Here is a 26,506-nt window from a genome sequence, read left to right as displayed (position 1 = left end):
CCCGAGTCGATCCGTTCGGAGGTCGCCCGCGGACGCGCCATCATTCCGGCCAACATCCGCCACACCGAGCTCGAGCCGATGGTCATCGGCAAAGCCTTCAAGACCAAGATCAACGCCAACATCGGCAACTCGGCGGTCTCCTCGGGGATCGAGGAGGAGGTCGAGAAGCTGACCTGGGCCGTGAAGTGGGGCGCAGACACGGTGATGGACCTCTCCACCGGCAAGAACATCCACGCCACCCGCGAGGCGATCGTCCGCCACTCGACCGTGCCGATCGGCACCGTGCCGATCTACCAGGCGCTCGAGAAGGTCAAGGGCAAGGTCGAAGAGCTCACCATCGGGATCTACATGGAGACCCTGCGCGAGCAGTGCGAGCAGGGGGTCGACTACTTCACCATCCACGCCGGCGTGCGCCTGAAGTACATCCCGCTCACCGCGAAGCGGGTCACCGGCATCGTCTCGCGCGGCGGCTCGATCCTCGCCAAATGGTGCCTCGCGCACCACAAGGAGAACTTCCTCTACACCCACTTCGAAGAGATCTGCGAGCTGATGAAGCGCTACGACGTTTCGTTCTCGTTGGGCGACGGCCTGCGCCCCGGTTCGATCGCCGACGCCAACGACGCCGCGCAGTTCGCCGAGCTCGACACCCTGGGCGAGCTCACCGACGTCGCCTGGCGGCACGACTGCCAGGTGATGATCGAGGGCCCCGGGCACGTGCCGATGCATCTGGTCAAAGAGAACGTCGACCGCCAGCAGAGGATCTGCAAGGAGGCGCCGTTCTACACCCTGGGGCCGCTGGTCACCGACATCGCTCCGGGCTACGACCACATCACCAGCGCCATCGGCGCGGCGATGATCGCCTGGCACGGCACGGCCCTCCTCTGCTACGTGACGCCGAAAGAGCACCTCGGCCTGCCCAACAAGGAGGACGTCAAGCAGGGCTGCATCGCCTACAAGATCGCCGCCCACGCCGCCGACCTCGCCAAGGGCCTGCCCGGCGCGCAGGAGCGCGACGACGCCCTCTCGAAGGCACGCTTCGAGTTCCGCTGGGAGGATCAGTTCAACCTCTCCCTCGACCCCGAGACGGCGCGCGCCTACCACGACGAAACGCTGCCGCAGGAGGGCGCGAAGAGCGCTCACTTCTGCTCGATGTGCGGCCCGCACTTCTGCTCGATGGAGCTCACCCAGCAGCTGCGCGACTACGCCGGGGAGAAGGGACTGTCCGAAGAGGAGGCCGTCGCCGCCGGCCTGGACGAGAAGGCCCGCGAGTTCCGCGAGCAGGAACTCGTGCAGCTCGGGGCAGCCAAGGGCTGAGACCGGACCCGGGAGCGCGAGGCGCCGTGGCGACAGGACCGGCCCCGGGAGGGAGGCGGATCTGACCGAGAGCGCCGCTGACCGTTGGGAGAGGCTATGGACTCTCTTCGACGAAGCGAGAGAGCTGCCGGACGATGGGGCGCGCGCCGCCTTCGTTCGCGAGCGGTGCGCGGACGATAGCGGACTCGCCCGCGAGCTCGCCGACCTGCTCGCGGCGGGCGAGAGCGCCCATTCTCTGCTCGACGGCCAGCAGCGCTCCTGGGTCGAGCCGCTCGTCGACGCTGCCGCGGAACTGCCCCCTCCGGCCGCCCCCGGCCGGACCCTCGGCACCTGGACTCTCGGCCGGCTTCTGGGCGAAGGGGGCATGGGCCGAGTCTTCCTCGGCGAGCGCCGGGGGGAGGGCTTCCTCCAGCGCGCCGCAGTGAAACTGCTCTCCGTCGGAGCGCAGGAGAGCCTTCGTCATCAGCTCTTTCTGGCCGAACGCGGCATCCTCGCCCGGCTCGAGCATCCCGGCATCGCACGCATGCTCGACGCCGGCGTCGCCGACGACGGCACGCCCTATCTCGTCATGGAGCTGGTCGAGGGCAGGACGATCACGCAGGCCTGCCGGGAGACCCGGGCGAGCGTCGACGAGCGTCTCGCACTCTTCCTCGAGGTCTGTTCGGCAGTCGAGTACGCGCACCGCAACCTGGTCGTCCACCGCGATCTCAAACCTTCGAACGTCATGGTCGACGGCGCGGGACGGGTGAAGCTCCTCGACTTCGGCATCGCGAAGCTCCTCTCGCCGGGCGCAGAGGCACCGCCGTCGCAGCCGACCCTGCTGCGCGCGCTGACGCCGCAGTACGCCGCACCCGAGCAGGTCACCGGCGGATCGATCACCACGGCGACCGATGTCTACGCTCTCGGCGTGCTGCTCTTCGAGCTCCTCGCCGGCAGGCTCCCATACTCCCTCGCCGACCAGAGCCCGTTCACGGTCGAGCAGGCGATCGTCGGAGCCGAGCCCGTCCGCCTCCCCCAGGCGGCGATCGCGGACGCCTCGCGCCCCGAGGGCGCAAGGCTCGCGCGCCGGCTCGCCGGCGACCTCGAGCGCATCGTCCAGCGCGCCATGGCCAAGGAGCCCGAGCGCCGCTACCCCTCCGTCGAGGCGCTCGCCAGCGACCTGCACCGGCATCTGCAGGGACGCCCGGTCGAGGCGCGCGGCGACTCGCCCGCATACCGGATGCGGAAGTTCGCGCGCCGCCATCGGTTGGCACTCGTGCTCTCGGTGGTCGCAGTAACCGCCCTCATGACAGCGCTCGCCGTGGCGGTCACGCAGGCCCGCCGCGCCGAACGCGAGGCGGCGCGCGCCCGCGACGAAGCCGAGATCGCCGAGACCTCCCGCGCCTTCCTCGTCAGCCTCTTCGCGAGCGCCGACCCCAACCAGGCGCAGGGGCGAGTGATGACCGACCGCGAGATGCTCGCGGCCGGCGTCGACCGCGTCGATCGCGAGCTCGCCGGGCGCCCCGAGCTGCAGCTCCCGTTGCTCGCCGAGATCGCCTCGGTCTATCTGCAGCTCGGCGAGTACGAGAAAGCGGAGCCGCTTGCGCGACGGGTGCTCGACGCCCGCATTGCCGTCGCCGGCGACGGCTCGCTCGCGACCGCCCGCGCCCGCCGGCTGCTCGCCGAGATCCGCTACCAGCGCAACGCCTTCGAAGAGGCTGCGGAGCTCGAACGGCTCGCCGGCCCGCGCCTCGGCGAGAGCACCGAGCGCGAGGACCAGGAGGCTGCGATCGAGTCGCGCGTCGGGCTCGCCAAGTCGGTCTTCGCCCTCGGACGCTACGCCGAGGCCGCCGCCTGGATCGAGCGCGCGGCGGTCGATGCACGCGAGCGCTTCGGCGCCGATAGCGCGATCCTCCTCCATGTGCTGACGACACGGACCTCCCAGCTGATCAACAGCGGTCGAACTGCGGAAGCGGCAACGGCGGCCCACGAGACCGCCGCGCTCGCCCGAGAGGTCGAAGGCCCCGACGCGCCCTTGACGCTCTCCGCCACGCTGAACGAGATCGTCGCGCTCTCGACGCTCGGCCGCCGGGACGAGGCCCGGCGCGCCCTCGAGGACCTCCCCGAGCGATTGATCCGTGTGCTCGGTGCGGCGCACGGCGAGACGCTGCTCTCGATCCGTCTGCAGGCGCGCCTGGCGGCGTACGACGGCGACTTTGCCGAAGCCCTGGAGGCCCTCGAACGGGTGGCCTCAGCCCTGCGCGACGCCAAACAGCCGCAGACGCTGGGCTACACGCTGGTGCAGGCCTCGAACATCGCCCTCGTCGCGGGCGAGACCGCGCGCGCCGAAGCGCTCGCCCGCGAGGCCGTCGGGATCTTCACCGGACTGTTCGGCACGGCGCACGGCGACACCGCGTTCGCCCGCTCGGCGCTGGGCTCGGCACTCGCCCGGCGTGGCGCCTTCGCCGACGCACAGCGCGAGCTCGAGGCTGCGCGAGCGACCGAGGTCGCGACCGAGCTCGGGGCGAGCGACTTCCACGCCGACACGCTCGAGCGCCAGGGCGATCTTCTGCTGCGCCAGGGTAGGCGGAGCGGGGCGCAGACGAAGCTCGAGGAGGCGCTCGCGATCCGCCGCACGAACTCCCCCGAAGGCAACCTCGCCACCGGAAAAACGCTCACCCTGCTCGGCGCGGCACTCGACGAGCCCGGGCGCACCGACCGGTGCCAGCCCCTCCTTTCCGAAGCGGTGAGACTCCTCACCAAGGCTCTGGGACCCGCACACCCCGATCGCCAGGCCGCGGAACGGGCGCTCGCCGCCTGTCCAGGCAACCCGCCCTAAGGCACCCGCAACGACCAGCCGGCCGTCGAACCCCGTTCGAGGTCGTCGGCGAAGATCAGCGCGCTGGCGAGGCGCATCGCGCCGAAATCGTAGTCGGGGGCGCGAGATCCGGGCGAGCTCCCTGGACGCCCGGATTCCGGGCGCTTCGACGTTTTCCCCTTCCGAGACCAGGAGGAGAGGCGATGCTGAGGAGACGCGGGAAGGGAACCTGGCCGGCGCTGGTGCTGCTGGCCTCAAGCCTCGCCGGCTGCGGCGAAGACGGAGAGACAGCGGCGCGCGCCGCTGCGGAGCCGTCGGGGAGTGCGCAGACAGCGAGGTCGGCGAAGGGAGCGCTATCCGAGCCCTGCACCCTCATCACGCCGGCGGACATCGAGCGCATCAGCTCCTACGCCGGTGCCGTGGAGCGCGAGGTCGACTCGGATTCGGTCTGCTGGTGGACGGTCGACGACCAGCGCCTGGGCGTCTCGATCTCGGTGGGCCGCTACGTACCGACGCCGTTCCTCGGCGGCGCGGAGGTCGACCTCGGCGGCGGACTCCGCGGGCGCCGGTCGGACGCCGGCTGGCTGAATCAGGTGATCCTGGCGGACGGCACTGCCATCACCCTCATCCTCGACGGCACAGCGCTCGCTTCCGGCGGCGCGAAGGGGGAGTACCTCTTCACCCACGGCGACGGCCGCAAGGTCGACTTGCGCGAGCAGTACGAAGCCTACGCACGCCAAATCGTCGAGCGTCTCCGCTGATGCCCGGATTCGGCCCTGCCTCGCGTGAATACCTGGCCTGAACCGACCGGATGCCGCCTGCCGAGCCGCCGGGCTCGCCCTGGCCGCCGCCCTGCTCGCAGGGCCCACCTATCCCGCGGCGCGCGCCGACCTCGTCGCGGTCTCGCCCGGCGAGCGCGACCGCGCGGTTGAAGCGACCAGCGCCTCTCCGATCTTCACCTGGAGCGCGCTGCCCGGCGCGACCGGCTACGAGCTCGCGGTGTTCCGGCTCGACCGCGACGGGCGCACCCGGGGGTGGCTCGCAAGCCGGAGTGGCCACCGGCATCGCCGCCATCCGCGGCGAGAATCCCGACAGCTCCGGCAACGCCTTCGGCGTCCTCGGCCTCAGCCACTCGCCGGCCGGCGCCGGTCTCGTGGCGCGCAACGAACTGGGTCTGCGCCGACGACGACAGCCTGGCCACGCTCTCCTGTCCCGACGGCCAGATCGCGAAACGCGTAACCGGCGTCTGGGCCTGTGCCCCGGACGACACCGGCTCCGCCGGCATCTGGACGTCCTACAGCGAGGGCCCGGACGTTCGTGTCTACAACGCCGTGGGCAACCGCGTCGGCATCGGCAATCGCCGGATGCAGCCCGTCGGCAGTTTCCCGCGCGAAGACGGCGCCCTGACCGTGGTGCACAGCGCCACTCAACGGCTGACAGCCGAGTATTCCCTCACCATGGAGGGCAAAGGGCTCCAGGCACGATCCCGGCCCGGCCTCTTCGATCCGCAGCAGGACGCGCCGCTGCTGCTCAACCGCTATGGCGGCGGCGTCTCGATCGGAAAGGACGCGAACCCGACCCGCGCAGCCCTCGAGGCCCAGGGTGCGCGACGTCGCGTGCACGGCGATCCAACTCGCCGCCGGGAGCTATCCCGAGAACGTCGTCGTCGCGCGCGACGTCGCGGTCGAAGGCGCCGGTTCGGGGCTCTCGATCGTGACCGGCACGATCGAGGTGAGCGGCGCGGCGAACGACGTGACGCTCGCCGGGCTCTCGCTCGACGGTACGGCGGCGGGGGTCGCCGGCTGCTGGACGAGCCTGTTGCGGACGACGGGGGGCGCGCGGCTCGAGTCGATCGAGGATGTCCGGGTGAGGAACAGCGGCATCTCGAGCGGTCCCTGCCGCCTGTTCGCCGACGGCTTCGAGTCGGCGGGGATGCTCGCCTGGTCGAGCCGGGTGCCTTAGCCCGAACCTCTTGCGCCTTGCGTGTCGCGCGGGCGCGGTCGTATCGTGGCGGGACGTGGCTGACGAATCCGTCACCCAGCTGCTCGCCGCTGCGCGCGAAGGCGATCGCGCCGCGCTGGAGCGCGCCTTTGCCGCAGTCTATGGGGAGCTGCACCGGCTCGCCCGTCGCCAGCGCGCGAGGAGCCGGCCGGGCGACACGCTCTCGACCACCGTCCTCGTCCACGAGGCGTTCCTCAAGCTCTCGCAGGGGGCGCCCGTCGCCATCCAGGACCGGCAGCACTTCTTCGCCCTGGCAGCGCGGGCGATGCGTCAGATCCTCGTCGACGCGGCGCGCAGCCGGGTCGCCGGCAAGCGCGGCGGCGGCGCCGTGCCTGTCGAGCTCCTGGAGGCGGATGCTCGCGTCGAGGCGGTCGCCGTCGACGTCGTGGCGCTCGATCGCGCGCTCGACCGGCTGGAGGCTGTCGATGCGCAGCTCGCCAGGCTCGTCGAAGGCCGCTTCTTCGCCGGCATGACCGACGCCGAGCTCGCCCTCGCCCTCGGGAGGAACGAGCGCACCGTCCGCCGCGACTGGCAACGGGCGCGCGCCTTTCTCCTGCGCGAGCTCGCGCAACCCGGGACCTCCAAGGGCTGAAGCCGCGCTTCGTCGAGGGTCGCTACGGCACGCTCGCGGTCCAGTCGTCGTCGTGGCCGTCGTCGAAGCCGTCGCAGAAGACCGCCGTCATCGGGTCGATCGCCCAGAGCTCGCGGCCGAAGACGTCGTCGTCGACGGCGAAGAAGAGCCGGCCCTGGAAGAGCACCGGGCGACTGTCGACGAACGACAGGTCGGCAAACTGGTCGGTGACCCGCTCGACACTGCCATTGCCGCAATGGCGGAAGAGATCGCTCTCGTTCGTCGACGGAGTCGCCCGGAAGTAGAGCGCGTTGCGGTGCGCCAGAAAGCCGTTGATGCTGGGCAGTGGCCCCCCCGCCCAGGGCGTCGAGGTGAAGCCCGTGGCGCGCTGGACATAGAGTCCGGTCGGCCCTTCGCCCTGCGGCCCATCCTCCTCGTAGCCACCGACCAGGAGCCTGCCGCCCCAACTCGCCAGCCCCCCTTCGACGTCGAAGGTCGTCGACACCATCGCCGGGGGATCGACACCATCGTCGACCCACACGCGGCCCTGTCCACCGCTGTCCGATGCCCGGAGATGGATCAGCGGACCGTGCTGCACGAACGAGGCCGGACTCGAGGAGGCGGCACCGGCGCGCAGATCGCCCACCAGCTCGGGCGTCAGGAAGTTCTCGTGGCTCCAGGGCTCTCTGCCGGTGTCGTCCACCAGCGCGCTGAAGAAGAGCCGGTCGCCGAGGACCGTCAGGGCATCCGGCGTGGAGCCCGCGACGCCGGCGCGCAGATCGTAGACATCGGGGGCCGTCGCACCGTCCCAGCAGACCAGCTCGCCGCCGACGGCCGCAGACGGCGTAGCGCGAAAGCAGAGCTCGGAGCCGAACGGAGTGAGAAACGCCGGCGAGCCGCTCCCCGGGTCGAGCAGGTCGAGGACCTCGACCGGAGGATTGACGCCGTCGTAGCGCCAGAGCTCACGGTCGCCCGTCGGGCCGCCGAGAAAATAGAGCGCGCCCTGCCAGACCGTGAGATAGGTCGGCTGGAGCTCGTCGCTCCCCGAAACCTTGGTAGCCGGCGGAATGCCGTCGTAGACCCACAGGTCCAGGAAGCCTCCGTCACCGGTGCCGGCGAAGTAGAGCTTGTCGGCGAACACCGCGGCATCGAGCCCGGGCACCCCGGAGAAGGCCCCCGGCCGCAGATCGGTGATGCGCACCGCGGTCTCGGCGTGAGCGGCTGCGGCGACGGCGATCGCCCAGAGTATCGGCGCGCACCAGCAAGCTGGCTTGGACGGCATGGCTCTCTCCCCTTCCGTTGTCCTTCATCCGTCAACGGCAACGAAAAGGGGACAGGGAGCGACGACGGGAGCTACTGCGGCGCGACGGGTGGGGGCGCCGGTGCCGGGGGTGTCGGCGGGGGCGGCGGTGGGGGCTGGCGCGAGCGGATCGAAGCGACGTAGTCGCGCGCCTGACGGAGGCTGTCGTCGATCTCCGCGAACAGGCGTTCGCCCTCCTCGGCGAACTGCTGGGCGTCGGGGCGCAGGCTCTCGATACCCGAGGGGTTCAGGTCGTGGGTGAGGTAGTTCCACTGGTCGCGCAACCGACCGATGAACGGCTCGTACGCCGCTGCGGCGTCCAGACCGGCCTGAATGATGCCGTCGAAGCGGGCACGGGAGTCCCGCAGGCGGGCCTCGCTGCGCTCCCTGAGCTCGTCGTTCTCGATGAGCGGGAGGCTCCCGGCCCAGGCGCGGAAGTAGTCGGTGGACTCGGCTTTCGCCTGCTCGGCACGGCGACGCACCGCCTCGCGCTGTTTGCCGGTGCGCTCGATCTCCCTGTCGAGGGCACGATAGGGCTTGCGCAGGTCGGTGGCATTGCCGAAGAGGAGCGTGTCGTGGGCGGCGAGCGTCGCGCGCACCTGAGCCTGGGCCGTCTCGATCTCGTCGATCAGGGCGTCGGCCTTCTTCGCCAGTCGCTCGGTCTGGCGCACGCCGGGTGGCTGGCCGGAGAGGACCTGGCCGAGGTCGATCTCCTCCGGCGGCAGGGCGGCGAGAGGCGCGGCGAAGAGAGCGCTCGCAGCGAGACACGAGAGCGCGAACGGCAGAATGCGGCAGGTGGCGCTGGTACGAGGCATCTTCTCCTCCATTTCAGGGGTCGAAACTCCGCAGGTCTTGCGCACGCGCCTTATCCTGCCTCACGAGGACCGGGCGGTCCCGATCCCTGCGGGTGGGATCCGTCGGGAGATTCAGAACCGGGCCGCCACAGCGAGGCGCGCCGAGAACGCCCCGAGCGTCGAGCCGGTCACGCCGAGCCGGCATCCTCCCGGCGGGAACGAGCAGGCGAGCGCGCCGCCGTCCGAAATCAGAACTCCGGTGCCCCGGCCTTCGAGGCGAAGGAGCGCGTGCTCGCCCAGCATGTAGCGCACGCCGCCCGCGATGGCACCAGAGAAATACCAGCCATCCCCGAAATCCTGCTCGGGGCCGGCGATGCGGGTCGCACCGACGGAGAGCCCGAGGAACGGACGCAGGTTTCCCGGACGGGTCTCCCAGAGTCCGCCGAACTCGATCGTATCGATGACGACGTCGAAGCGCTCCGGGCCGGTGGCGAGATCGCCGGTCGCCTCGGAGCCCTGGCGCGACCATGCCAGCTCGACGATCCCGTCCGGCCGCACCCGCCAACCGACGGTGGCGCCGAAGAGCAGGCCCCCCGCGAGGTCGAGCGTGCCCTCGCGCGTGCTGATGCCGCCCGTCTGCTGCCCGCCGGTGACCAGCCCGACCTCGACCTCCGCCGCCCCGGCGGCGCTCACGACGAACAGGGCGAGAGCACCGGCGAGCGCCGGACGGCGGAGCGCATGGAGCTTCGGGTTCATTGCCAAAGTCTGTCTCACGAGCCAGCGCCAGGCAAGCGAGATCCGACTGCGCGGCAACAAAAAGACCGCCGATCCCTGAAGATCGGCGGTCCGCATCCTTCTTCACGGCGGCGTGGGCCGCCTCAACCTAGAAGGTCATCTTGAAGCGCAGGCCGACCACGTTCGCCGTGTAGTCGCCGTAGTTGGCGTTCAGCAGCAGCGAGGCCGGCATGTAGTTCTCGAGACCGCGGACGATGAAGCTGTCCAGGGTGTAGTCCTCGTAGCGGTAATCGAGACCCGCGGAGAGGTTCGCGGTGATCGCATAGTCGACCGTGACCCGCGCCGTCAGGATCTCGATGTCCTCGTAGTCGTCGAAGCCGACCGCGAGATTCGGCGCGCCGCCCGGCGGGCTGAAGAAGTCAGCCAGTCCGTCGGACTTGTTCCAGGTACCCGAGGCGTCGAAGTCCCAACGCTCGCCCATCGCCGCGCTGAAGCCGATGCCGGCGGTGTCGTTCTCCTCGTCGAAGGTGACGTCCCAGTCGTCGAGCGGATTGGTCGAGGGCGTGGCTCCCGACTGCCGCGAACGCTGGTAGACCTCGCGCTCCGAGCGCTGGTAGAAGAAGTAGAGGTTGCTGCCGGGGGTGACCGCGAAGTTGATCTCGGCGTTGTACTGCAGCACCTCGTCGGCGACCAGGCCGAAGCGGCTCTCGTCGTAGTCGTCGTCGCGGGTGTTGACACCGAACGACAGGTCCATCGACTCGGTCGCATACCACCAGCCCTGCACTCCGTAGCCATCGTACTGGCGCGCCGCTTCGTCGTACTTGCGCAGCGCCGGCAGGTTGTTGATCCCTTCCGGGTGGATGAAGCTCAACTCCTGCGCCTCGGTCGAATACTCGCCGATCGAGCGGTCACCCATCTCGTAGAAGGCCCGGATCTGGAAAGCGCCGATCCGCGTGTCGTAGGTCAGCTTGAGGACGTCCTCGTCGCTCTCCTCGATCTCGCGGTAGTCGCGATCCCAGCTCTGCCGGTTGTACGCCAGACCCAGCCGGCTCGCCTCGCCGATGTTCCAGCCCAGATCGGCTCCGATGTCCTCGACGGTGTAGGAGAACGGCACCGTGACGCGGCCGATCTCCTCCCAGACGCCGTGATAGCGCACGTAGCCCGGGAACTCGATCCGCGAGGAACCGTTGTCGTAGTCGTAGTAGCGGACCTTGAAACCGAGCGTGAAGGCGTCACCGAGCTTGCCGTTGGCCGACCCGTAGAAGCTCAGGACGTCCACCTGGGTATCGGCCTGCGAGGTCGGCAGATTGGCCACGTCGTTGGCCGCGAAGGTCGCGTGATTGAAGCCGATGCCGCGGATCGCCGAGTTCAGCGTGTACGGCACCAGATCGTCGTTCTGCGTCATCTGGTTGTAGCTCAGCGCGCCGTTCATGCTCCACGAACCGGCGCGCAGCCGGCCGTTCACGAACAGCGTCCCGGCCTCGTTGTCCGGCGCGAGATCGGCCTGGCCGATCGCCGCCCCGCCCACCGAGGCGCTGCCCGGCGCCTGATAGGCCGAGGCGTCGGTCGAGTCGGAAATTCGGAACGGATTGTCGAAGATCAACGAATCGACGTCGTTCTTGAAGGTCGAGTAGCGATAGCCGAAGGTGAGGCCGCCCTTCTTGCCCTTGAGCTCACCCGACAGCGTGGCGTTGTCGGTCGCGTAGTCGATCGGCTCGGGGAGCTCGACCACGTTGCCGAAGCCGAACGACGAGCCGTAGGGACGGTTGCCGGTCCGGTTCTCGTGGGCGTAGTCGAGCTTCCAGGCCATGCGGCCCATCTGCCCGACTTCGACGACCGCCCGCGTGCGATCGCGCTGCAGGTCGAGATCGATCGTGTTCGCGGCGTTCAAATACGGCGTGATCAACCGGTCGAGATAGGCGTAGGTGATCTTGCTCTTGTCGGTCGCGAACTGCTGAACCAGCGTGTTCTGCAGCGACTGCTGGATGCTGTCGGCGATCTGCCAGCGCCCGGGCGAGGTCTCGGAGAACAGGATCAGGCCATTGTTGCCGAAACGATGCGGGATCTTGTTGTAGTCGACCATCATCGACCACTTGCCGGAGACCCCGTAGTCGAGGGTGTAGCGGGCGTCCCGGCGTCCGATCCAGGTGCTCTTGAACTCCAGGTAGCGGCCCTTCTCGTCCTCGCCCGAGATCTTCATCTTGGGGATGGCGAAACCGGTCGACCAGTCGCGGTACTCGTTGAACTTCGAGGAATCGGTGTCGACGTCGACGTCGTAGACGGCGAGGTCGAGCCGATCCATCTTGAGAGTGAAGCCGGTGCCCTCGTCCGCGACGGCGGCTCCGGCCAGGAGGAGGACGCCGGCCAGCGTCATGCGAAATGGAATGTGCGCGCGCATGTCGTAGCTCCTAGTACCCGAGGTACGGACTCGAAGGATGGTTGCTGCCGTGGATCGCCGCATGGCAATCGAGGCAGGCCCGATTGAAGATTCGGTTGCTGCCGGTGGTCGGATTGTCGTCCGTCGGCAGCTTGGTGTTGTCGTAGATCGTGCCGGGGTGCCGGGTGTTCGAGTGACACTGCTGGCAGATGTACGGCACCGAGGTCTTCTGCAGCTTGATGTGGTTCGAGCCGTGCGGGGTGTGGCAGTTCAGGCAGCTCTCACGCACCGGCGCGTGCTCCCAGATGAACGGTCCGCGCTTCTCGGTGTGGCAGGTGTAGCAGAGCTCGTTCACCGACTCGCCGAGGACCATCTTGGCGGTCTGGGTGCCGTGCGGATTGTGGCAATCGCTGCAGGAGATCTTGCCCTCGCGGATCGGGTGGTGCGAGTTCTTCCACAGGTCGGCGCGGACGTTCTTGTGGCAGGAGAAGCACTGCTCCAGCATCGTCGACTCCACGAGCTGGGCCTTCTCCGACTTCGGAGAGTGCACGGAGTGGCAGTCGGTGCAGGAGACGTTCCGCGTCTCGTGCGTGCTGCCCGACCAGAAGAACTGCGCGCGGCCGTCGTGGCAGCCCTGGCAGGTCGCCGACTTCTCGGCGGCGCTCTTGCCCTTCATCGTCGGCCGGTTCGCGACGACATCCGGGTCTTCGGCATGGATCGAGCCCGCGCCGTGGCAGGACTCGCAGCCGTGGTCGCTCAGCTTGGCGAAGGCCGGCGTGCCGTGCGCCCCCATCGTTGCTCCGACGGTGTCGTGGCATTCGAGGCAGGTCTCGGAGCCCACGTACGTGGCCGCGGCCACCTCGCCGGTCTGGGCGCCCGCGACCGTCGCGGTGACCGCCAACGCCAGCAGCATGAAGACTGTTCGGTTCGCTCGCATCGCCTCTTCCTCCTTGTCCGGAAAGGAAAATGCCTTCTCCGGTCCCGGAACTGATGAGTATTCTTCCGGATTTGCCTGCAACGAGCCTACACCCGACGAGCGCGTCGGGGCCCCCACCCGAGCGGGCGGGTTCAAGAATCGAAACTAGCGCTACGGAAGGACGGGGTGAAGGGGGAGTTCTACCTGCACTCGGGGCGATCGCCTCGGTAGAAACTACGCAGGCGTCGTCTCCCCCTGAACGACGGGGGAGGACACCTCCCACGCGCCGGATGGCGACACCGTCACTCCACGGATCGCGGCGGGTGCAGCAGGGAAAGACGCGATCGAATGTCCGGCGTCATGGTGAGCTCGCCGCGATCGTCGACCAGCAGCGCTCCGGCGCCGAGCCTCGCAGCGACCGCCAACCCGCGCTCCTGCCCCAGCACCAGGACCGCGGTCGAGAGCGCGTCGGCCAGGGTCGGGTCGGGGTGCAGGACCGTCGCGCTGCGCAGTCCTCTGGAGGGCCAACCGGTCTTCGGATCGAGAATGTGGTGGTAGCGCACGTCGTCGACGACGAAGAAGCTCTCGTTGTCGGCCGAGGTCGAGAGCGAGCTTCCCGCGAGCGGCAGGGTGGCGAAGACCTCGTCCCGCGCCCCGCGCGGGTCGCGCACGCCCACCTGCCAGGGCCTCCCTCCGCGGGTGCCGCGCGCGTAGACCTGCCCGCCGGAGACCAGCAGGAAGTCCTCGAAGCCGCGCTCGCCGAGGAGCGCTGCGGCGCGTTCGAGAGCGTAACCCTTGGCGATAGCGCCGAGCCCGAGCTTCATTCCGGCGGCCGGAAGGAAGATCGTCCGGGCGGCGGAGTCCAGCACCACCCTGCGGTAGTCGACCCGGGCGAGGCGATCCGCGATCGCTTCGGCTGACGGTACGGACGGCACTTCGGCGCGAAAGTCCCACAGGCCCCAGAGCGCCGCCCAGGAGGGGTCGAACGCGCCCTCGGTCGCTTCCGCGATCTCGAGCGACCGCTCGACGAGCGCGAAGAGCTCTTGTGGAACCTGCACCGGGCGCAGCCCCGCGGCACGATTCACCGCCGAGAGCGGCGATCCCTCTTTCCACTCGGAGAGCTCGAGATCGAGGCGACGAAAGAGCGCGAAGCAGGCATCGGCGGCGGCCGCGGCTTCCCGATCGCCGCCTTCGGGGAGCGTCACCTGCCAGGTCGTGGCCATCGCCTCGCCAGAGAAGGTGGTGAACCGGGAGGCGCGCACGGCGCGCACGAGTTGGACGACGACCAGCGCGACGACCAAAAGCAGGGCGCCGCGCGCCAGCCGGCCCCGCGCCCGGGTCGCCGCCGGCTCACTCATCGCAGGACTTGTCGCAGCTGTTGCAGGTGCCGCCACAGTCGCGCTTCACGCCGGGATTCTGCGGATCGGCGCGCAAGGCGAGACGCTGGACGACAACCCAAAGTGCCGCCGCGGCGGCCAGACCGAAGACGGCCAGGATGTCGCGCATCACGACCCTCCGAACAGCCCCGCGAAACCCATGAAGGCGAGCGAGAGAATGCCGGCGATGAGAAAGCTCATGGCTGTGCCTCGCAGCAGCCGGGGCACGCTCGAGAGCTCGGCCTCCTCGCGCAGACCGGCCATCAGGACGAGCGCCAGCATCAGACCCAGGCCGGAAGCGACGGCAAACACCAGCCCCTCGATCAGACCGTAGCCGCGGCTGGTCTGGAAGAGCGCCAAGCCCAGGATCGCGCAGTTGGTGGTGATCAGCGGCAGATAGATGCCGAGCGCGCGGAAGAGGGCCGGCAGGGTCTTCTTGATGACCATCTCGACGAACTGCACCGTCGAGGCGATGACCAGGATGTAGGCGATCAGCGAGAGGTAGGGGGCGTGCACCAGGACATAGGTGTTGAGCGCCCAGGTGGCGAAAGAGGTGATGATCAAAACGAAGGTATTGGCGATGCCGAGCCGGAAGGCGGTCTGCAGGCGCCCGGAGACGCCGAAGAACGGACAGAGCCCGAGGAAGTAGCTCAGCGTGAAGTTGTTGATCAGCAGCGCGCTGAAAAAGATCGTGAGGAGCTTCGTGCTCATCGCGGTTCCTCCCCGGCCGCGGGCGACCGTCGAGCGGCGGCGCGGTCGCGGATCTCGGCGATCTTGGCGAGACCGAGCAGCAGGACGCCCAGCACCAGGAAGCCGCCCGGCGGCAGGACCATCACCACCCAGGGCTCGAATCCCGGTCCGAGGACCGGAGATCCGAAGAGGGTTCCGCTGCCCAGCACTTCGCGCACCGAACCGATGGTCACCAGGGCGAAGGCGAAACCGATCCCCATGCCGAGCGCGTCGGCGATCGAGAGCAACACCGGGTTCTTCGACGCGAACGCTTCGGCACGCCCCAGAATGACGCAGTTGACCACGATGAGCGAGATGAAAGCGGCCATCTCGTGATGCGCCGCCGGCATGAGCGCCTGCAGGGTGAAATCGGCCACGGTCACGAAGGTCGCGATCACCACGACGTAGGTGGAGATGCGCACCTGACTCGGAATCGCCCTGCGCAGCGCCGAGATCATGAGGGAGGACATCACCAGCACGAACGTCGACGCGGCGCCCATCACGACGCCGTTCAGGGCGGAGTTGGTGACCGCGAGCGCCGGGCACATGCCGAGCACTTGCACGAAAATCGGGTTCTCGCGAAAGAACCCCTTGGTGAGCTCGGGCACGTAGCGCGCCTTCTCGGCACTCATGGCTTCTCTCCCGCCCTGCCGCCGGGAACCGGCCCGCCGCGCTGCGCGTCCGGAGGCACGAGCGCCGGCACCGTGCGGCTCGCGTCGCCGGGCGCCGCCGGGGGCTGCGCGGCGAGCGCCGCGATGCGCGGCCGCCAGACGGTGTTCGTCTGGTTCAGGATCTTGACCACGGCCCGCGACGAGATCGTCGCGCCGGTGATGGCGTCGACCTGGTTTGCCTTGTCGCCGTGTCCCTTGATGAGCTCGATCACCGGCTCGACCACGAGGGTGCGGAACTCGGCGACGAACTTCGCGTCCTTGTAGATCTTGTCGCCGAGGCCGGGAGTTTCCCGGCTCTCGAGAACGGTCATGCCGAGGGCACGGCCGCCCGTCGGGTCGAGTCCGTAGATCAGCTTGATGGTGTCCGCGAAGCCCGCGCCGGCGCCCGGCACGGCGAACCCCACGAGGGCATCGTCGGCGCCGTAGCCGGCGAAGATCGATTCCTGAAGCGCGCCCTTCCCGGCCTCACCGGCGGCGAGCTTCGCGCCGTCCCAGGCGAGGCGTTCGAGACGCACCGTGCCCGGCAGGACCTCGAACACCGCGCGCTCGAGCGCCGCGCGCTGGTTCGCCTGGATCCGCGGCAGCGTGGCGCGGTAGGCGACGACGATCGAGATGCCGGAGAAGAGGCCGGCGATGGCGAGCGTCGCGATGAGCCGCAGCGATCCAGCGCGCGGCGAGGGGACCGCGTCGCTCATCGGCTCTCCTTCGGCCCTCGTGCGCCGAAGACCCGCGACTGCAGGCCGCGGTCGATCAACGGGCTGGCGGCGTTCATCAGCAGGATGGCGTACATCACCCCTTCGGGCAGCCCACCCCAGAACCGGATGAGCACCACGAGGACGCCGGCGCCGGCGGCGAAGATCCAGGCGCCGCGCGGCGAGAGGGGTGAGGTCACCGGATCGCTCGCCATGAAGACCGCCCCGAGGAGGAGTCCGCCCGAGAGCAGCGTGAAGAGAGCGCCCGGGTACTTCGCCGGCGCGAGCTGGTGGAAGAGCTCGGCGAGGAGGGCCGCAGCGCCGAGCATGCCGGCAGGCAACCGCCAGTCGCAGGCGCGCCGCGCGACCAGATAGAGGCCACCGAGCAGGATCGCAGCGCCGCTGGTCTCGCCGATCGAACCCGAGACGTTGCCCCAGAACAGATCCGTGAGCGGTGTCGGGGCAGCCAGGAACTTCATCTGGCCGAGCGGCGTGGCGCTGGTCACGGCGTCTGCCGGCGCGCTCATGAAGGGCAGCGCGAGGTTGCCGCTGTAGAGCGCGAGCAGTCCCTGCGGCGCCACCCAGGTCGTCAGGGCGATCGGGAAAGCCGCCTGCAGGAAGGCGCGGCCGACGAGCGCCGGGTTGAAGAGGTTGTGGCCCAGCCCGCCCCAGGCCGCCTTGCCCAGGGCGATGGCCACGAAGCCGCCGAGTGCCGCCATCCAGAGCGGCAGCGACGGCGGCAGAATGAGGCCAACGAGAACGCCGGTGACCAACGCCGAGAGGTCGGCGAGCTGCTTGCCTCCACCGAGGGCCCAGTCGGTGGCGACACAGGCGGCGGTCGAAGCCAGAACCACCAGGAGCGCCGAAAGACCGAAGAACCAGAGGCCGGCGGCGAATGCAGGTGCCAGCGCGATCAGCACGTCGCCCATGATGCGCGGCGTCGAAACCTGCGGCCGCAGGAACGGCGCCGGCTGGACGACGAGTTGCGGTTCGGGAGCGTGGGTCACGACTTCGGTGGGCTCCCGCCAGGCGGGACAGCGGCCGCCTGGACCTGGGCGGCGCGCTCGCGCAGGGCGCCCTTGGCGACGCGAATCAGCTGCACGATCGGAATTCCAGAGGGGCAGGCGAAGCTGCAGGAGCCACATTCGACGCAGTCGGTGGCGTGATAGCTCACCAACTCGTCGAAACGGCCGGCGCGCGCCAGCCGCCCGAGGCGCGACGGATTGAGGAACTGGGGGCAGGCCTCGACGCACCGTCCGCACTTGATGCAGGAGTACTCGGCAGGAAGCCGCGCCTCGGCGTCGGTGAAGGCGAGTAGCCCCGAAGTGCCCTTGATGACCGGGACGTCGAGGCTCGCGAGCGGCGTCCCCATCATCGGTCCGCCCATGACCACCTCGCGCGTCGCCTCGTCGAGCCCGCCGCAATGCTCCAGCACCGCGCGCACCGGCGTGCCCAAAGGCACGAGGAGGTTCGCCGGCCGGCGGACGCCCGGGCCGGCAACGGTGACCAGGCGTTCGACCAGCGGCCGGCGAAGGTCGAACCAGTCGGCGATCGCCGCCATCGTGGCGACATTATTGACCACGATGCCGAGATCGAGCGGGAGCTTGCCGGAGGGCACCTCTTCGCCCCACACGGCGCGGATGAGCATCTTCTCGGCACCCTGCGGGTACTTGACGGCGAGCCCGACGACGCGCATTTCCGGCTGTTCGCCGGGCGCGGCTCCAGCGCGCGCGGCAGTTGCCTCGGCCACAGCGCGCTCGAGTGCGGCGATGGCGTCGGGCTTGTTGTGCTCGACGCCGAACACGACGAGCTTCGCCCCGAGGTGGTAGGCGGCGATCCCGGCACCGCGCACGACGGCGGCGGTGCGCTCGAGCATCAGGCGGTGATCGGAGGTCAGGAACGGCTCGCATTCGCAGCCGTTCACCAACAGGCGTTCGATCCTGCCGCCCTCCGGCACGCGGTATTTGACGTGCGTCGGAAAGGCGGCGCCGCCCAGCCCGACGAGTCCCGCCAACTGCAACTCGGTGACGAACCTCTCGTGCGACAGATGAAACGGATCGAGCGCTCCGCCGAGCTCGAGCGCGGCGGCGAGGCGCTGCGGCGAGGAGCGGTCGGCGACGACCTCGATCGCCGGCACGAGCTTGCCCGACGGGTGCGGGCGTGGAGCGATCGCCACCACCTGGCCGTCGACCGAGGCGTGCAGCGTCGTCGAGATGAAACCGACGGCTTCGGCGATCGCCTGCCCGCGCCGCACCTGCTGGCCGACTTCGACGAGAGGCCGCGACGGCGCGCCGGCGTGCTGCGAGAGCGGCAGGATGTAGCGCTCGACGAACGGCATGCGCTCGACGGCGAGGGCGGCGGTCGCCTCCTTGTGCTCCTCGGGATGAATGCCGTGCCGGAAGGTACGACCGTGGCTCATGAGGCCCTCGGCGATTCCGCGCGATCGGTGCTCTTGGCGCCATCGGAGATCTCGGCCGAGCGGTGCGCTGCGAGCTCGAGCAGTCGCGTGCGGGCGCGCTCGGCGAGCCTGTGACGGAGCTCGGTCTCGAGACCCGCGAGCTCGGCACGGTGGCGCACTTCGAGCGCCGCGAGCTCGGCATCGTGGACGACGGTGCGAGCCTCTCTGGCAGAAAATGGATCGACCCGGAGAGCGGTGGGGGTGGAGGGGGCTGCCGCAGTGCGACAACCCAGGGGGAACTCACGGGCCTCCACCGCCCTCCGGGCACGATCCAAGACGTAATCTTCAAAGGGTTCCACCGCGCCGCCGGGCGCCGCTCGGGACACCCAGGACGGCGCGAGCACGCGGACGAGCGCGCTCCGCTCACCGGTCGCGAATGCCGTCCAGGCCTCGGCCAGTGGCGCCATCCCACTGCCGCCGGCGCCACCGGCGGCATCCCCGGCGATCGCCGCGTGCGCCACGATCCCCTCTCCCGCACTGGCAGCGGTCACCGCGATCGCCCACCAGGCCGAGCGCGGTCCGCGACCGTAGCCGCCATCGAGCGTGACCACGGCGACCGGCAACGCGGCCGCGAGCAGCGCGTTGGCGGCGCCGGCCTCGTCATCGCCGGCCGATTCGTCGATCAGCACGACGATCGGAACGGCGAAAGTGCGTTCGGCCGCGTCGAGGTCGCCCCAGGCGAGACGCGCGAGGAGCTCCGGCGCGAGCCGCGCCTCTTGCGGCCGTTCGAGCTCGAGGCGCGCGCGGCGCAGCACACGGGCCGCGGCGACGGCGCGTTCGGTCTCGGCGATCGCCAGGCCACGCGCCAAGGCGATCGGCGCCGAGACCGCCACGGTCGCCGGAACCCCGAACGGATTGTCGGGGAACTGTCGCGCCCAGGAGAGCGCCTCGCCCGGACCGACGACGACGGAAAAGAGCGGGCTCAGGGCATCGTCGCCCGCACCCAGGCGGGCACCCAGGTCGGCCACCGCGCGCGCCGCCTCCACCAGATGACCCAGACGGGAGACATCGACGCGTTCGCTCGTGACGACTCCGGCCAGGCGGGTGGCGAGCTCGCCCAGATCGACGACGCCGCCGCCCGCCGAGTCGAGACCGCGCGAGAGCGCCGCGAGATCGCGATCCGGAAGCGCTCTTCCCAGGGTCGAATGGACCGCCTCGGCGAGCCGCTCGCCGAGCTTCTGCAGCTCGGCCCGCTGGGCGGCGCGGCGCGGCGCGAGCGCCCGCGCCAGCAGCCCGAACGCCTGGCGAACCGCGAGCCGCGAAGCGGACCCGGGCCGGGCGCGATCGAAGCCGGCGAGCGGCACCACGCCTTCGGGGGCGAGGAGCGCCGCCGCCAGAGGGCCGAGCTTGGGCGCTGCCGCGACGCGTTCGACCGCAGCCTTGTCGGACGCCGGCAGGAGATCGAGGGCGTGAATCGTGGCGCGTTCCGCGGCCAGCCGCGCCGGGGCACCGTCTGCCGGTGCCGCCGACACCGCTTGGCGAACCAGCGCCTCCGGAGCGCACTCGGCGACGCAGATCCCGCACGCGGTGCAGCGGTCAGGGTCGACCGCGAGTACCAGGAGCGCACCGTCGGCCAGGGCGGTACCGGCGCTCGAGAAATAGAGCTCCGGCGTCGCCGCGACCTGCAGCACGCCGATCTCGCTGGCGACCAGCGCCAGCGCGGCGCGCGCTTCGGCCAGGCGCTCCGGCGCGAGCGCCGCCGCGGCGAAGACGGCCCCCGCGGCGCTCACCAGCCATTCGCCGAGCGTCCCGCCATGCCGCGTCGCCGCCTCGAACGCGATGCGCTCCGCGAGCTTGCGCGTGAAACGGCGAAGCCCTTCGGCGGAGCGGCCGCTGCGACCGACGGCCGCAATTCCAGCCTCGAGGAGTTGCGCGATCGGCTGCGCGTTCACCTCGATCGCGCTGTGCGGACAGAGTGTCCAGCAAGCGGCGCAGCCGGTGCACTTCTCGGGCAGGAAGGTCGGCTGTCCGGGGAAGTCCGACGCTCCGACCGGAGACGAGAGGGCCGGCAAGGCGGCGAGCGCGAGCGTCGGGTCGGGGAGCAGCTCGTCGCCGGCGCCCTCGCCGAGCGGCAGACCAATCTGATCCCAGAAGCGCGCCCCATCTCCGATGGCTCCAATCGCCCCAGTGCCGCCGCCCGCCGAGTCGACCGCGGCCCGACTTCTCCCACTCGCGCGCGGCGGCGTTGCGGTGCGAGGTTTCGATGGCCCCGTCGCGAGGAACGGGCGCAGCGCGACCTCAGGCTCCGCGAAGCCCGCGAGCAGGTCGGCCGCATGCGCCTCGAGCTCGTCGGCCGCGCATTCCGCGTGGAGCTGCTCTGCGACCGCGCGCAGCACGCGCTCCTTGAGTGGGCGCCCGGTCCGCCGCGCGACGAGCGCCACGAGCGCACCGAGGAAGAGGTCGCGCGCTCCACCCTCGGGTGGCCGCACGAACTGGAACTCGAGATCGGCCGCCGGGGGCTCGCCCGGATCGGCGAACGGCTCGGGCGCCCAGATCAGCCAGTCGTGTTCCGCCAGGCCGGCGGCGGGGGCCGCGAGCTCCAGCCGGGAGCGCAGGTGCCCCCCCAACACGGTGCCCAGGAGCCGGGCGGAGGCTCGCGCCAGCTCACCGTTCCCCAACCGGCGCTCGAAGCGCAACGTGACGCCGCCGGCGGGGCGCAGATCGAGATCGCCTTCGCCGTGGGCCGAGAGCTCGTCCCAGCCGGGCAGATCGCGACGGAAGCGGTCTTGCAGTGCCCGGCGCTTGGGATAGGCGTCGCTCGCCGCAGTCCGCAGGCCGGGCAGGAGCAGCGGCCGGAAGCGTTCAGCCAGGACGCGGCAAGCGGCGGCGAGGTCGGCAGCACGGAGTGTCGCGCTCTCCCCGGCGACACCGATCGTCGCGAGCTCGATGTCCGCACCGACACCAGCACCCGTAGAGGTAAGTCCTCGGCGCAACGTCGCCGTGAGTATGCCGGCGCCGGCTCCCGTCGCGCCGTCGAGGCGCTCGAGCACCGCCAGCTTGCGGCAGCCGCCGACGAGCTCGGCGAGCTCGGCCTCCGGCAGCGGAGCGAAGCGGCGGAGCGCCACCACGGCGAGGCGCGGACCCGGGCGCCCGGCAGCAGCGGCCAGGGCGCTTGCTGTTTCGGCGAAGGCGCCGCACGCCACGATTCCGAGATCGACCCGTCCCAGCTTCGACCCGGCCACCGCCGGCAGCGGCCGGCCCGTGGACTCGGCGACTCGCGAGAGCGCCGTGTCCACATGCCGCGCGAGATCGGGCGTGAAGAAGATCCGCTCCGCGGCGTAGGCGGCGCTCGCCGCCTGCGGCCCGGGCTCGCCACCCAGCCGGACAGAGCGACCGGCGTCGTGCCCGCGCGGGATGCGCCGGCGGTGCTCGCCGAAGAGCTCACGAAGGGCGGCGCCATCGCAGTGCACGTTGTCGGCCGGGTGGCCGAGGAGCCGTCCGAGCAGGGCGATCTCGGGGAGCGCGGCCTCCTGCACGGCACCGGCGAGCGTCGGACCGTCGAGCGCCACGACGACCGGCACGAGTGCCGACTCGGCGGCGAGGATCGCCGCGCAGGTGTGATCCACCGCTTCGCCCACCGAGCCGGGGACGAGGACCGCCATGCCGGCTTCGGCTGCCCGCTGGGCACCCAGGAGAGACCCCGAGACGAGGCCGATGCAGAACGGAGCACGCCGCCTCACCGCTTCCCGGGCGAGCGCAAAGCTCGCCGCGAGCTCGCTCTCGCCGAGGACGAGCGCCACGCGCTCGCCACCCAGAGCCAGGCCGAGAGCCGTCGCCATTCCGCCCGTCAGGGCGCCGCTCAAGCTGCCAGCGAGCGCCGGCTCGCCCGCCAACCCGTCGCCCACCACCAGGCGCGCACCCGCGCTCCGCGCCACCTCGGCGAACGCCGCGAGCCCGGTGCCGAAGAACGGCCGTCCGGGTTCCGCCGCTCGGCGGGAGCCGCCACCACCGAAGAGCCGCTCGAGAAGCGGGCGCGAACTGCCGGATTCAGACATGCACGCTCCTCACCGAGGCTTCGTCTTCCTGGAACTGGTCGCCGATCACCCAGCGGATCGCGCCGGTGGGACAGCGATACGTCGCTGCCGGAGCGGCCGGGCCGCCGGCGGCATAGTCGATGACGGGGAGGTTCGAGACCATGCGCACGAGCCCGGGCGCGGCGTCGGCAGCGCAACGCCCGCAGGCGTCGCACGCCGCGCTGCACAGATGCCGCGCCGCCTCGGCGGCGAGCGGTGCGCGGCACTGCACGATGAGCGGATGGGCGAGCGGTACGATGTCGATCAAAGCGCGTGGGCAAGCCACGACGCAGTCGCCGCAGGCGGTGCACTTCGCGACATCGACGACCGGCAGGCGCGAGCCGTTCATCCGCATGGCGTCGAAAGTGCACGCGCGGACACAGTCGGCCAGACCCAGACAGCCCCAGGAACATTCGAGGCCGCCGCCCCCCACGAGGTGGGCGCCGCGACAGCTGCTCTCCCCCTCGTAGCTCGCCAGCATCCGGGCGCGCCCCAGGCCGCCGCCGCAATGGATGCGCGCCACCTGTTTTTCGGCGGCACCGACATCGACGCCGAGGAAGTCGGCGATGGCGTCGAGGCCGGAGGGAGAGGAGACCGTGCACTTCGAAGGCGGCTGCTCGCCGGCGACGATGCGCTCCGCCAGACCACGGCAGCCGGGCTGACCACAGGCGCCACAGTTGGAACCCGGCAGAAGACGCTCGACCTGTTCGATCCGCGGGTCCTCCTCCACCTTGAGGAAGCGATCGGCGAGCGCCAGCACCCCTCCGAAGAGCAGGCCGAGCCCCCCCAGGACCGCCGCCGCGATGGCCACTCCTTCCATTCGCGTCCTTCAGGCGAAAGCCCGCGCACGTGTGCGCGAGCTTTCGAGGTCGGGCTCCGCCGGATTCCAGGGCGTGCCGGGGTGGATGATCTTCGCCGTGCAGGCTTCGGCGGCGATCACCAGGTCGCGAAAGCTCCCACCGCGGGGATTCTTCACGAAGGCCTGCTTGTCGGCGTTGTAAGCGAAGATACCCGGCGACTTTCGGATGCACTCGTCGCACGAGGTACAGAGCACGGTGTCGATCCAGGCCTCTTCGGCAACATCCTCCGTCGGCGCCGCCGGAGCCGCGGCAGCCGCCGGCGTCGTTGCCGGCGCGGCGCCCGCCGACGGCGCTGCGGTCGCGTCCGGTGCCGCCGCGGCCGAGCGCCCCTGCGGTGCGGGCGCCATCGCGCCCGCCGTGGTCGGAGCGATCTCGAAGAGTGTCGAGATCAGCCGGTCGACGGCGCGCTGGTCGGAGGTCGCGCGCAGACTCTCGAGCTCGCGGGCATGGCGTGCCACGAGCTCTTCACGCTCGCGCGCCGCGCGCCCGGCCGCTTCGCTCCTCGCCTGTTCGACGGCAACTTCCACATGCTCGTTGCGCACGCCCGCGAGCTCCTCGAGCGTGCGCCAATAGGCCAGTCGATCGCGGGTCGCGAGCGCCAGAACGCGCGACACAACCAGGCGATGCAGGGCGCCTTCGTTGTCGGCCCCCCAGACGAACGGCAGGTGGCGGACACTCTCTTCCTCGTCGAGGTCCATCCAGTCGGCGAGCGGGCGAAGCTCTCCGGCCGGCACCGCCGGGCCGCCCGCGAGGGCGAAGTGCGTCTTCCAGGCAGGGTCGAGGAGCGCCGCGTCGGCGAAGGTGAAGGCTGCTGTCGCGGGCGCCCCGGCGGCAGCGGCCGCACCCGGGGTCCCCGAGGCCGCCGCGCCAGCCGAACCCGCGGCACCAGCCGGGCTGGTGGCGCCTGCGGCGGAGCGGGTCGCGACCAGCAGCGGTTCGCTCGGCCAATCGGCCGAAGGCTCGGGATTCTCGTCGAAGTGCAGGCGCCGGGCCCAGCTCGACCCGGCTTCCGGGTCGAAACGGAAGAGCGGTGCAGCGCGGCCCGAGACCCGTGCCGAAGCGACCAGCCAGGCGTCGAGCTCGCCGCCGGCCGTGTCGGAGCCCTCGCGGGAGTCGGGGGCGTCGATGACGTGCAGTCCGGCTCGCCGCCCGGAAAGAGCCCGGTCGAAACCGGCAGCCAGGGGCAGCGGGAAGGCGAGCGAGCCCTGCTGCACGAAAGCCTGCCGATGGGCGACGCCGAGGTAGGCCGGCTCGAGGCGATAGGAGAGCGGGTCCTGCTGCGGCGCTTCGCCGGAGAGCACGACGATCTGCACCGGGCGCCCGGAGAGCAGCAGCGCCGAGAGGGCGGAGAGCGCATGGAGGAAGGGCTCGACACCGGCGAAGAGGACGAGGATCGGCGACACCAGCTGGAGCTCCTGGGCCGCGAGACTGCGCCAGTCGAACCGATCGAGCCAGGCTTCGTGACGCTCGGGCACGAACGCCTCCGCGGCCTCGAGACGGACGACGCGGACGGCACGAGCCAGCTCGACGACGTCGCGGGTCGCTTCGTCGAAGGCGGCGCCTGCCACCGTGCACAGATCGTGTCCTTCCGCCGCCACCTGCGCCGGAGCCACCAGGTCGGTCAGGATCCCGTCGTGCGGGACGATCCAGAGCGGTTCTCCGGCGGTCTCGAAGGCGGCGAGCCGGTCGCGAGCCGCTTCGAGCCGCAGCCGCCGCGTTTCGGGGAGGGGTGCTCCGCCGCGCCGGCGCCCGACGACGTTCGCCAACTGGGTGGTGTCGACGAAGCGCGACCCCAGAGCGCCCATGCTTCCACCCCGCGTTCGCTCGGCGACGCCCTCGGGACGCCGCGCTCGATCGGCGGCCAGCAGCGCCTCGGCGGTCGCGGCGAGCTCCTGCGCCTCGCCGGCGAATGCGGCCCGGGCGACCCTCAGACGGCGCCGGGCAGCGAGCGCCGCGAGCGCCAGCGGCGCCCGGCGGCTGAAGTCGACCAGCGTCGCGCCCGGTGGGAACTCGAGCTTGCCGGAGGCGAGCTGCGCACGCTCGGCGAGCGCCAGCGGACGCAGCCAACCCTCGCCGGCCGCATCGAGGTCGGCCAAGAGCGGCCAACCGCTGCGCACGGGCTTGCCACGAAACGGCTCGAGCGCCGCGGGCAGCACGCCCCGCGGCAGCGGCGTCGCCTGGGCCGCGGGATCGCCGTAGTGGAATCGCCGAAGCTCGTCGGGTGTCGCCGGGGTCGCAGTCGCCACGATAGCCACCTCTAGATCGCGAAGCGGTCGAGCTCACGCTCGATCGCCGCGACTTTCTGTTCGCGGCTCATGCCGAGGCCGCGCACCGTGTACTGGTCGTAGCGCGGGGCGTCGGGGTTGCGGTAGAGCAGGCCGATGGCGAGGCGGTCGCCGCCACTGGCTAGAGCGCGGGCCGCAGCGAGATCGCTCGGGTCGTGCTCCTGCCGGTTCTTGTACATGCGCTCGACCGCCGGCTCGACCGGCACGCCGCCGGCATGGGTCAGCAGCAGGATGCGATCCGGATCGTTGCGCAGCGACTCGAAGATCTTCGGGGTGTACGTCGGGCAGCGCTGCAGGATGTGGACGAAGCTCGTGCCCACGTGGCGCGATGCGGTGGCGAGCGTCGCCTGCAGATGAGCTGGATTCCAGTCGACGGTGCGCGCCACGAACGAAACGTTCGGGAAGCCGAGCGTCGTCGCGGCGACGTCGAGCGGCGGCAGGAAGGCGCCGTCCGGATGGGTGTTGGTCGAGAGACCGAGCGGCGTCGTCGGCGAGGTCTGCTTCTTGGTCAGCCCGTAGACGCTGTTGTCGAAGATCATCACGGTCAGATCCATGTTGTAGCGCGCCGCATGCAGCCAGTGGCCGGCGCCGATCGAGCAGCAGTCGCCGTCGCCGGT

The 26,506-nt window shown here is 70.7% G+C and carries 22 protein-coding genes; 5 read left to right on the top strand and 17 right to left on the bottom strand.

Going from position 1 to position 26,506, the window contains the following annotated elements; all coding sequences use genetic code 11:
- The coding region (gene thiC / locus KBI44_17175) for a phosphomethylpyrimidine synthase ThiC (protein MBP9146212.1) at window positions 1-1,314 on the top strand (1,314 nt) is incomplete at its 5' end.
- A 94-nt stretch (window positions 1,315-1,408) separates the two neighbouring features.
- Here thiC and KBI44_17170 read toward each other — a convergent pair.
- Window positions 1,409-1,777: a hypothetical protein gene (locus tag KBI44_17170; GenBank protein MBP9146211.1), complete on the bottom strand. Its 369-nt coding sequence runs from the start codon at window positions 1,775-1,777 to the stop codon at window positions 1,409-1,411.
- Here KBI44_17170 and KBI44_17165 point away from each other — a divergent pair.
- From KBI44_17165 to KBI44_17150, 4 genes are all read left to right on the top strand, one after another.
- Complete coding sequence (locus tag KBI44_17165) at window positions 1,679-4,132, top strand: serine/threonine protein kinase (GenBank protein MBP9146210.1); 2,454 nt, start codon at window positions 1,679-1,681, stop codon at window positions 4,130-4,132. The two genes, KBI44_17170 and KBI44_17165, sit on opposite strands and share 99 nt — an antisense overlap.
- 182 nt (window positions 4,133-4,314) lie before the next feature.
- The gene (locus tag KBI44_17160) at window positions 4,315-4,872 is read left to right on the top strand and encodes a DUF3558 family protein (protein MBP9146209.1); all 558 of its coding nucleotides are present in this window, start codon (window positions 4,315-4,317) and stop codon (window positions 4,870-4,872) included.
- An 841-nt stretch (window positions 4,873-5,713) separates the two neighbouring features.
- A complete protein-coding gene (locus tag KBI44_17155; GenBank protein MBP9146208.1) occupies window positions 5,714-6,073 on the top strand; it encodes a hypothetical protein in 360 nt (119 codons plus the stop codon).
- A gap of 55 nt (window positions 6,074-6,128) precedes the next feature.
- Window positions 6,129-6,704, top strand: coding sequence for a sigma-70 family RNA polymerase sigma factor (locus tag KBI44_17150; protein MBP9146207.1), 576 nt, complete (start codon window positions 6,129-6,131; stop codon window positions 6,702-6,704).
- 22 nt (window positions 6,705-6,726) lie between these two features.
- On the opposite strand, the gene KBI44_17145 is transcribed toward KBI44_17150, so the two are convergent.
- The 16 genes from KBI44_17145 to KBI44_17070 all read right to left on the bottom strand — a co-directional run.
- Complete coding sequence (locus KBI44_17145) at window positions 6,727-7,965, bottom strand: hypothetical protein (protein MBP9146206.1); 1,239 nt, start codon at window positions 7,963-7,965, stop codon at window positions 6,727-6,729.
- A 71-nt stretch (window positions 7,966-8,036) separates the two neighbouring features.
- Window positions 8,037-8,798 (bottom strand): DUF2959 family protein, encoded by a 762-nt coding sequence (locus KBI44_17140; protein MBP9146205.1) that lies wholly within the window; start codon window positions 8,796-8,798, stop codon window positions 8,037-8,039.
- Window positions 8,799-8,909: 111 nt separating this feature from the next.
- Window positions 8,910-9,533 (bottom strand): hypothetical protein, encoded by a 624-nt coding sequence (locus KBI44_17135; GenBank protein ID MBP9146204.1) that lies wholly within the window; start codon window positions 9,531-9,533, stop codon window positions 8,910-8,912.
- Window positions 9,534-9,660: 127 nt separating this feature from the next.
- Complete coding sequence (locus KBI44_17130; GenBank protein MBP9146203.1) at window positions 9,661-11,910, bottom strand: MtrB/PioB family outer membrane beta-barrel protein; 2,250 nt, start codon at window positions 11,908-11,910, stop codon at window positions 9,661-9,663.
- 10 nt (window positions 11,911-11,920) lie between these two features.
- Window positions 11,921-12,826, bottom strand: a complete 906-nt coding sequence (locus KBI44_17125; GenBank protein ID MBP9146202.1) for a DmsE family decaheme c-type cytochrome — start codon at window positions 12,824-12,826, stop codon at window positions 11,921-11,923.
- A 281-nt stretch (window positions 12,827-13,107) separates the two neighbouring features.
- Complete coding sequence (locus KBI44_17120) at window positions 13,108-14,163, bottom strand: FAD:protein FMN transferase (GenBank protein MBP9146201.1); 1,056 nt, start codon at window positions 14,161-14,163, stop codon at window positions 13,108-13,110.
- Window positions 14,156-14,311 (bottom strand): hypothetical protein, encoded by a 156-nt coding sequence (locus KBI44_17115; GenBank protein MBP9146200.1) that lies wholly within the window; start codon window positions 14,309-14,311, stop codon window positions 14,156-14,158. The genes KBI44_17120 and KBI44_17115 overlap by 8 nt, the downstream gene beginning before the upstream one ends.
- Window positions 14,311-14,892 carry an electron transport complex subunit RsxA gene (locus KBI44_17110; GenBank protein ID MBP9146199.1) on the bottom strand — a complete coding sequence of 194 codons (582 nt, stop codon included), beginning with the start codon at window positions 14,890-14,892 and terminating at the stop codon, window positions 14,311-14,313. The genes KBI44_17115 and KBI44_17110 overlap by 1 nt, the downstream gene beginning before the upstream one ends.
- A complete protein-coding gene (gene rsxE, locus KBI44_17105; GenBank protein MBP9146198.1) occupies window positions 14,889-15,542 on the bottom strand; it encodes an electron transport complex subunit RsxE in 654 nt (217 codons plus the stop codon). Before rsxE ends, KBI44_17110 begins: the two co-directional genes overlap by 4 nt.
- Window positions 15,539-16,276, bottom strand: coding sequence for an FMN-binding protein (locus KBI44_17100; GenBank protein MBP9146197.1), 738 nt, complete (start codon window positions 16,274-16,276; stop codon window positions 15,539-15,541). Before KBI44_17100 ends, rsxE begins: the two co-directional genes overlap by 4 nt.
- Window positions 16,273-17,280 carry an RnfABCDGE type electron transport complex subunit D gene (locus KBI44_17095; GenBank protein ID MBP9146196.1) on the bottom strand — a complete coding sequence of 336 codons (1,008 nt, stop codon included), beginning with the start codon at window positions 17,278-17,280 and terminating at the stop codon, window positions 16,273-16,275. The genes KBI44_17100 and KBI44_17095 overlap by 4 nt, the downstream gene beginning before the upstream one ends.
- Entirely contained in the window at window positions 17,277-18,692 is a 1,416-nt protein-coding gene (rsxC, locus tag KBI44_17090; GenBank protein ID MBP9146195.1) for an electron transport complex subunit RsxC, read from the bottom strand. Before rsxC ends, KBI44_17095 begins: the two co-directional genes overlap by 4 nt.
- Window positions 18,689-22,726, bottom strand: a complete 4,038-nt coding sequence (locus KBI44_17085) for a 4Fe-4S binding protein (GenBank protein MBP9146194.1) — start codon at window positions 22,724-22,726, stop codon at window positions 18,689-18,691. Before KBI44_17085 ends, rsxC begins: the two co-directional genes overlap by 4 nt.
- Window positions 22,719-23,564: an RnfABCDGE type electron transport complex subunit B gene (locus tag KBI44_17080; GenBank protein ID MBP9146193.1), complete on the bottom strand. Its 846-nt coding sequence runs from the start codon at window positions 23,562-23,564 to the stop codon at window positions 22,719-22,721. Before KBI44_17080 ends, KBI44_17085 begins: the two co-directional genes overlap by 8 nt.
- 9 nt (window positions 23,565-23,573) lie before the next feature.
- Window positions 23,574-25,850 carry a ferredoxin gene (locus KBI44_17075; protein ID MBP9146192.1) on the bottom strand — a complete coding sequence of 759 codons (2,277 nt, stop codon included), beginning with the start codon at window positions 25,848-25,850 and terminating at the stop codon, window positions 23,574-23,576.
- Window positions 25,851-25,861: 11 nt separating this feature from the next.
- On the bottom strand, window positions 25,862-26,506 hold a 645-nt coding region (locus tag KBI44_17070; GenBank protein ID MBP9146191.1), incomplete at its 5' end, for a 2-oxoglutarate oxidoreductase.

The sequence above is a fragment of the Thermoanaerobaculia bacterium genome (assembly GCA_018057705.1).
Taxonomy (GTDB): domain Bacteria; phylum Acidobacteriota; class Thermoanaerobaculia; order Multivoradales; family JAGPDF01; genus JAGPDF01.
Note: the sequence above shows the minus strand (reverse complement) of the source record. Positions and strands in the feature narration are given on the sequence as shown.